The following is a 5,170-nucleotide window of genomic DNA, read 5'->3' on the forward strand; positions in this document are numbered from 1 at the left end:
CGCGCGGCCCGCCCCACAGCCGCGACGCGCGGCCTTGCGCCCGCGACCGAGATCAACACGGTCGTCGGCAAGAGCATCGACGGTATGGTCGCGACAGCGACGCGCCTCTCCGCGGCCAAAGGTGAGAGCGTCTGGCTCAAGATTGCGATGCTGTCGCCGAGCGCCAGCCGCGCGATGTCGGTGACGCTGATGGGCGAGCTCGACACGGTTGCGCTGCGTGGCTATTTCGTGAAGCCGCAGGCCGTGATCGCGATGGGCTTCGCCGACGATCCGATGCAGGGCCTGTCCTGCGACAACTTCTCGGGCTCCGCTACGGCGAAGCTCGAGACGACATCGTTCGTCGTGCGCACCGCCGCGTTGCGCTGAGGCGCATAGCCTTCGCCATTCCCAAGAATTCAGTGCCGTAGAATTCAGTGCCGTAGCCCGGATGGAGCGCAGCGCAATCCGGGAATATGTCGCGCGTTGCGTTCCCGGATTTCGCTTCGCTCCATCCGGGCTACAAGTTCGCCTTATCGCGTTTTCCAAACGAAGTGACGCGTAATTTGTAGCGCGGCAAGGTCCTTTGCAAGCTGCGCGGTTTCGCCGCAATGCGTCTGGCGCAACCAATACCTATACTTGATCTTGTCATGACCTATTTCGTCGACATTGATCCGCGCATTGCGCGGTTTGGTCTGCACGCCGGTCGCCTTCAAGCAGGCGGTTAGCCGGACGGCTGTCGCGCCGTCCGGGCTCTTTTCCAAGCTTTTTGACTTACCGACCAAGGTCGGCTCGTTGAAGCAGAAGGAGTTTGCCGTGCAGCCGCTTCCGAAAATCGCACTCGCCGCATCCGATTATCCCCGCCTGGAAAAGCTCGCACGAGTCGCGGCTCAACAGGGGGACGCGACCGGGATCTTCCTCGCAGGCGAAATCGACCGGGCCAAGATCATACCCGACGAAGCAAGCGAGGTCGCATCCCTGGTCACCCTCGGATCATGGGTCACTTACTGGATAAACTGGGGTGTTCCACCCCGAACCGTGCAATTGGTTTGGCCCGACGAGTGTTCGACTGATCCTTCGCGCATCTCGGTTCTGTCGCCGTTAGGCGCGGCCCTTCTCGGGCTGCGAGAGGGCGATCGAATGCCCTACTCCGTCGGAGGATGCCTCAACCTCGTAACTGTACAGAGCGTGAGCCAATCGGGGCCGAATGTAGTGCCCTTGTTTCGGCGTGTCACGACCGCGGGACCATCATCGCCCGGCGACGATCCGGGGCCGACGGCCGCTTAACAAGAAAGGAGAAGCACATTGAACAATCTTGAAACGAACGTCGCCGGCAACGAAGAGCTTGCGCTTCCATCAATCAGGGTCAGTGAAGGCGATCTGCGGCGCCTCACCTCGCTCGCGGACTCAACGATGGAGCTCTTTCCACGTGTCGCTCAGTTTCTGGCTCGGGAACTGGACCGTGCGACTGTGGTCCCGACCGAGACGGATTTGCATGGCGTCATCAGGATGGGCTCCGAGGCGACCTACCGGGACGAGGAATCTGGCGCGACCCGAACAATCGTGCTGGTCTATCCGCACGAGGCGAACATCGAACGCAATCGCGTCTCGATCCTGACGCCCGTCGGAGCGGCCCTTATTGGGCTGTCTGCGGGACAGCGGATTGATTTCCAGGCGCCCGGCGGCGAAGCCAAGGGACTTACTGTCCTTGCCGTGTCCGAATGACGCCCACTCGTCGCGCGAGCTATTTCGCGCGGCGGTGGTGGAGCGGTCACAATCTGTCCCGCAAAGCGTCGCGTCGCGTTTCGGATCAGGCCGGCAGGCCAGCCTTGAGCAGCCCAGACTCGTAGCGTTGACGATCAACATCCCGCTTGTAGTGCTGCGTCGTGAGGTGGGTCGCCACCGAAAATGTCGGCTCGCGCTTGAGGACTTCCGCCGTGTGGGCCCCCGCCGCAACCGCGTTGCCCATTTGCGCGAAGATCGCTGCAAGGAAGGCGTGATGGGTATGATCGGGCCGTGTGATCCGTGAAAAGGCTTGAGCCGCCTCGGCGTACTTCTCGGCACAATAATATGCGCGCCCGAGATGGCTCCAGAAACGTTCCGGATGATAAGGGTTGAGCCGCATGGCCTTCTTGATCCAGTCGATACCTTCCTCGGGCCGGCCCAGCCAGGTCAGCAATTCGCCCTGTTGCACCACGACGAGGTCGTAGTTCGGGTTGAGTGCGAGCGCCCGCTCCTGATGGTACGCGGACGTCTCATGGTCGTCGCGGTTCAGATTCAGTGCGGCGAGAATCCGATGGACGTCGCTGTCATTGTCGTCGAGCCCCAGCGCGATCTCCAGTTCCGACCCCACCTGCTGGAAGGTCGCATCTCGATCCGCACACCAGCCGTGGACCCAGGTCTGGCCCAGGACGCAGGCTTTCCACGCATGTGCGTGCGCGTAGTTCGGATCGAGCGCGATGGCCCGGTCGAGCAGGCGCAACGATTGCGAATTGTCTTCCCGGTTCGAGCGGTGGTGCAGCTGCTTTGCGGCCAGCACGCATTCGTAGGCCGCCATGTTGTCAGTCGTCTTGCGCTTCGCCCGGTCGTGTGTGGCGGCCTCGACGCGACCGGGAAGCGTTGCAGCGATCGCACGCGTCATTTCGTCCTGAATGGCGAAGATGTCCCGCAGCTCGCCGTCATAGCGTTCGGCCCAAATGTGCCGGTCGATTTCCGCATCGATCAGTTGCACGGTGACGCGGACGCGATCCCCGACCTTTCGCACGCTTCCCTCGATGACGTAGTCGACGCCGAATTCGCGGGCGACCTCCGGCACCTTCACCGCCTTGCCCTTGTACACGAAGGTCGAGTTGCGGGAGATGACGAGCAGCTCGTGGAAGCGTGAGAGTTCTGTAATGATGTCTTCGGTCAAACCGTCGGCAAAGAACTCCTGCTCGGGATCGCCGCTCATGTTGGCGAAAGGCAATACGGCGATGGACGGCTTCTTCGAAGCCCCTGCCGCCTTGCCCGTCGCGCCGGACGGCGCGCCTGACGACCCCTGGTCGAGCCGAATCCGGAAAACGTGGATGGGACGCGCGATGTTCTTGACGCTCTGGTCGCCGAGATCCTCGAATTCGAAGCCATCAAGGCGCTGGCCGAGTTGCTCGCGCACCGCGCTCGAGATGCAGATGCCTCCCGGCTCGGCCAGTGCCTCCAGCCGTGACGCCACGTTGACGCCGTCGCCGAAAATATCGTTCTGGTCGACGATCACATCGCCCAGGTTGATGCCGATGCGGAACTGTATCCATCGCGGCGGCGGGACGTCGGCATTGCGCCGGACCATCCGCTGCTGAACTTCGGCCGCGCACAGCACGGCATCGACGACGCTGTGGAATTCCACCAGCAGACCGTCGCCCGTCGTCTTGATGATGCGGCCGTGATTCTTCGCAATCGCCGGGTCGATGAGTTCGATCCGGTGAGTCTTGAGGCGCGCGAGCGTCCCTCCCTCGTCGACCTCCATGAGCCGACTAAAGCCGACCATGTCAGCGGCGAGGACCGCAGCGAGCCTGCGCTCTGGTCCAGGCACGTCCATTGCTCGGTCCCTTCACCGAGCATTCTAGCAGACGAACGGGTTTTGCCCAAACTGGCCACGCTTCAGGAGCAGGCTTGGCCAGACCCCCGCAGCGCCCAGAACGGCCCGGCCAAGGCCGGGCCTCGACGCCTCACAGCATCCCCAGCGCCTGCATGTAGGTCTCGAGAATCGTCTCGGCCTCGGCGCGCTCGTTCGGGTCCTGCTTGCGCAGGCGCACGATGGTGCGCAGCGCCTTGACGTCGTAGCCGTTGCCCTTGCTCTCGGCATAGACGTCGCGGATGTCGTCGGAGATCGCCTTCTTCTCTTCCTCCAGCCGCTCGATGCGCTCGATGATGGACTTGAGCTGGTCCTTGGCAAATTTCGTCGCGGGCTCGTCGTCGCGGACGGCGGCGGAGGTGGCCATCTTGGTACTCCCAATGAAACTGGCAAAACGAGGTGACGCCGGCATCGTCACCGCGCGTGCTGGCTAGACCCTTAGGGTTGGTGCCCCCTACGTTCAAGGCAGCATCGCGCTCGTCCACAGCGCGCCCACACCTTCCTGCGGCGGGTCAAAGAAAGCTGTTGTGTGGTGCGACTCAGTGCGTCGGCAGGAAGCGGACGAGGCCGTTCAGTGCCCATGCCCGGGGTGGACCTTCTTCATCGCCTCGAGCTGCTCGGGCGTGGCCGTGCCCTGGTACTTCGACTTCCAGGTCTCGTAGGGCATGCCGTAGACGGCCTCCCGGCTCTCGTCCTTGCTCAAGGCGACGCCCTGGGCGTCGGCGGCGTCCTTGAGCCAGTTGGACAGGCAGTTGCGGCAGAAGCCAGCCAGATTCATCAGGTCGATGTTCTGGACGTCCGTCCGCGTCTTCAAATGGTCGACCAGGCGCCGGAAAGCGGCCGCCTCGAGTTCCGTTCTGGTTTTGTCGTCGATAGCCATAGCTGGATTCCTTGGCTCTGCCCCCGATGGGGGTCACCCTTACGGGATCAGGTGGGGCCTGTCACAGTTTTTGCCATATCGCGGCGCAAACGGACCGAAAGCCGGCTTTGAGGCAGTTCCCCGCCCCTACGCCAAATCGTCAATGATCTGGTATACGTTCCGCGACAATGATCGCCGAATCTCCCCGCTCTCCCCTTCGCCTGCTCGCCCGGTTGGTCCCGGTGCTGGCGGTTGCCCTGCTGTGCCTGTGGACCAGCCCGGCTTCCGCCGATTTCCGCCTTTGCAACAACACCGCGAGCCGGGTCGGCATCGCGCTGGGCTACAAGGACGCCGAGGGCTGGACCACCGAGGGCTGGTGGAACATCTCCTCCCGCTCTTGCGAGACCCTGCTTCGGGGAACGCTGGTGGCCCGCTTCTATTACATCTACGCCATCGACTATGACCGCGGCGGCGAATGGTCGGGGCAGGCCTTCATGTGCTCGCGCGACAAGGAATTCACCATCCGCGGCACCGAGGACTGCCTGGCGCGCGGCTATGACCGGACCGGCTATTTCGAGGTCGACACCGGCGAGCAGCGCGCCTGGACGGTGCAGCTCACCGATGCCAACGAGCAGCCGTCACAACAGCAGCGCGTGCCAGGCTTGCCCGGTCCGGTCGGCCCGGGCGGGGTTCCGGGTTTGCCCAATGGGCCGCCCGGTGGTACGCCC

7 protein-coding genes and 1 pseudogene are annotated in these 5,170 nt (G+C 63.3%); 4 read left to right on the plus strand and 4 right to left on the minus strand.

Annotation, left to right across the window (positions count from 1 at the left end; translation table 11 throughout):
• Window positions 1-366, plus strand: a pseudogene (locus tag AC630_RS32775) (DUF882 domain-containing protein); the annotation flags it as partial.
• A 143-nt stretch (window positions 367-509) separates the two neighbouring features.
• Here the strand turns inward: AC630_RS32775 and AC630_RS45795 are convergent.
• Window positions 510-761 carry a hypothetical protein gene (locus tag AC630_RS45795; protein ID WP_167561323.1) on the minus strand — a complete coding sequence of 84 codons (252 nt, stop codon included), beginning with the start codon at window positions 759-761 and terminating at the stop codon, window positions 510-512.
• A 31-nt stretch (window positions 762-792) separates the two neighbouring features.
• On the opposite strand from AC630_RS45795, the gene AC630_RS32780 reads away from it, so the two are divergent.
• Window positions 793-1,263 carry a GreA/GreB family elongation factor gene (locus AC630_RS32780; RefSeq protein ID WP_245330585.1) on the plus strand — a complete coding sequence of 157 codons (471 nt, stop codon included), beginning with the start codon at window positions 793-795 and terminating at the stop codon, window positions 1,261-1,263.
• Between the two features lie 18 nt (window positions 1,264-1,281).
• Window positions 1,282-1,701, plus strand: coding sequence for a nucleoside diphosphate kinase regulator (gene rnk / locus AC630_RS32785; RefSeq protein WP_083636475.1), 420 nt, complete (start codon window positions 1,282-1,284; stop codon window positions 1,699-1,701).
• Between the two features lie 85 nt (window positions 1,702-1,786).
• On the opposite strand, the gene AC630_RS32790 is transcribed toward rnk, so the two are convergent.
• The 3 genes from AC630_RS32790 to AC630_RS32800 form a co-directional block, all read right to left on the minus strand.
• Window positions 1,787-3,547 carry an adenylate/guanylate cyclase domain-containing protein gene (locus AC630_RS32790; protein ID WP_074122581.1) on the minus strand — a complete coding sequence of 587 codons (1,761 nt, stop codon included), beginning with the start codon at window positions 3,545-3,547 and terminating at the stop codon, window positions 1,787-1,789.
• 130 nt (window positions 3,548-3,677) lie between these two features.
• A complete protein-coding gene (locus AC630_RS32795; RefSeq protein ID WP_018641571.1) occupies window positions 3,678-3,950 on the minus strand; it encodes a DUF2312 domain-containing protein in 273 nt (90 codons plus the stop codon).
• A 204-nt stretch (window positions 3,951-4,154) separates the two neighbouring features.
• Window positions 4,155-4,463: a DUF1244 domain-containing protein gene (locus AC630_RS32800; protein ID WP_074122582.1), complete on the minus strand. Its 309-nt coding sequence runs from the start codon at window positions 4,461-4,463 to the stop codon at window positions 4,155-4,157.
• Between the two features lie 167 nt (window positions 4,464-4,630).
• Between AC630_RS32800 and AC630_RS32805 the strand changes: the two genes are divergently transcribed.
• Window positions 4,631-5,170 (plus strand): DUF1036 domain-containing protein (locus tag AC630_RS32805; protein ID WP_074122585.1); only part of this gene is annotated, 540 nt, incomplete at its 3' end.

The organism is Bradyrhizobium sp. AS23.2, from assembly GCF_001908185.1.
In the GTDB taxonomy this organism is placed as follows: Bacteria; Pseudomonadota; Alphaproteobacteria; order Rhizobiales; family Xanthobacteraceae; genus Bradyrhizobium.

Coding starts and splice junctions, on each gene's coding strand:
- AC630_RS32795 (WP_018641571.1), bottom strand. CDS start 3,950: ATGGCCACCTCCGCCGCCGTCCGCGACGACGAGCCCGCGACGAAATTT.
- AC630_RS32790 (WP_074122581.1), bottom strand. CDS start 3,547: ATGGACGTGCCTGGACCAGAGCGCAGGCTCGCTGCGGTCCTCGCCGCT.
- AC630_RS32800 (WP_074122582.1), bottom strand. CDS start 4,463: ATGGCTATCGACGACAAAACCAGAACGGAACTCGAGGCGGCCGCTTTC.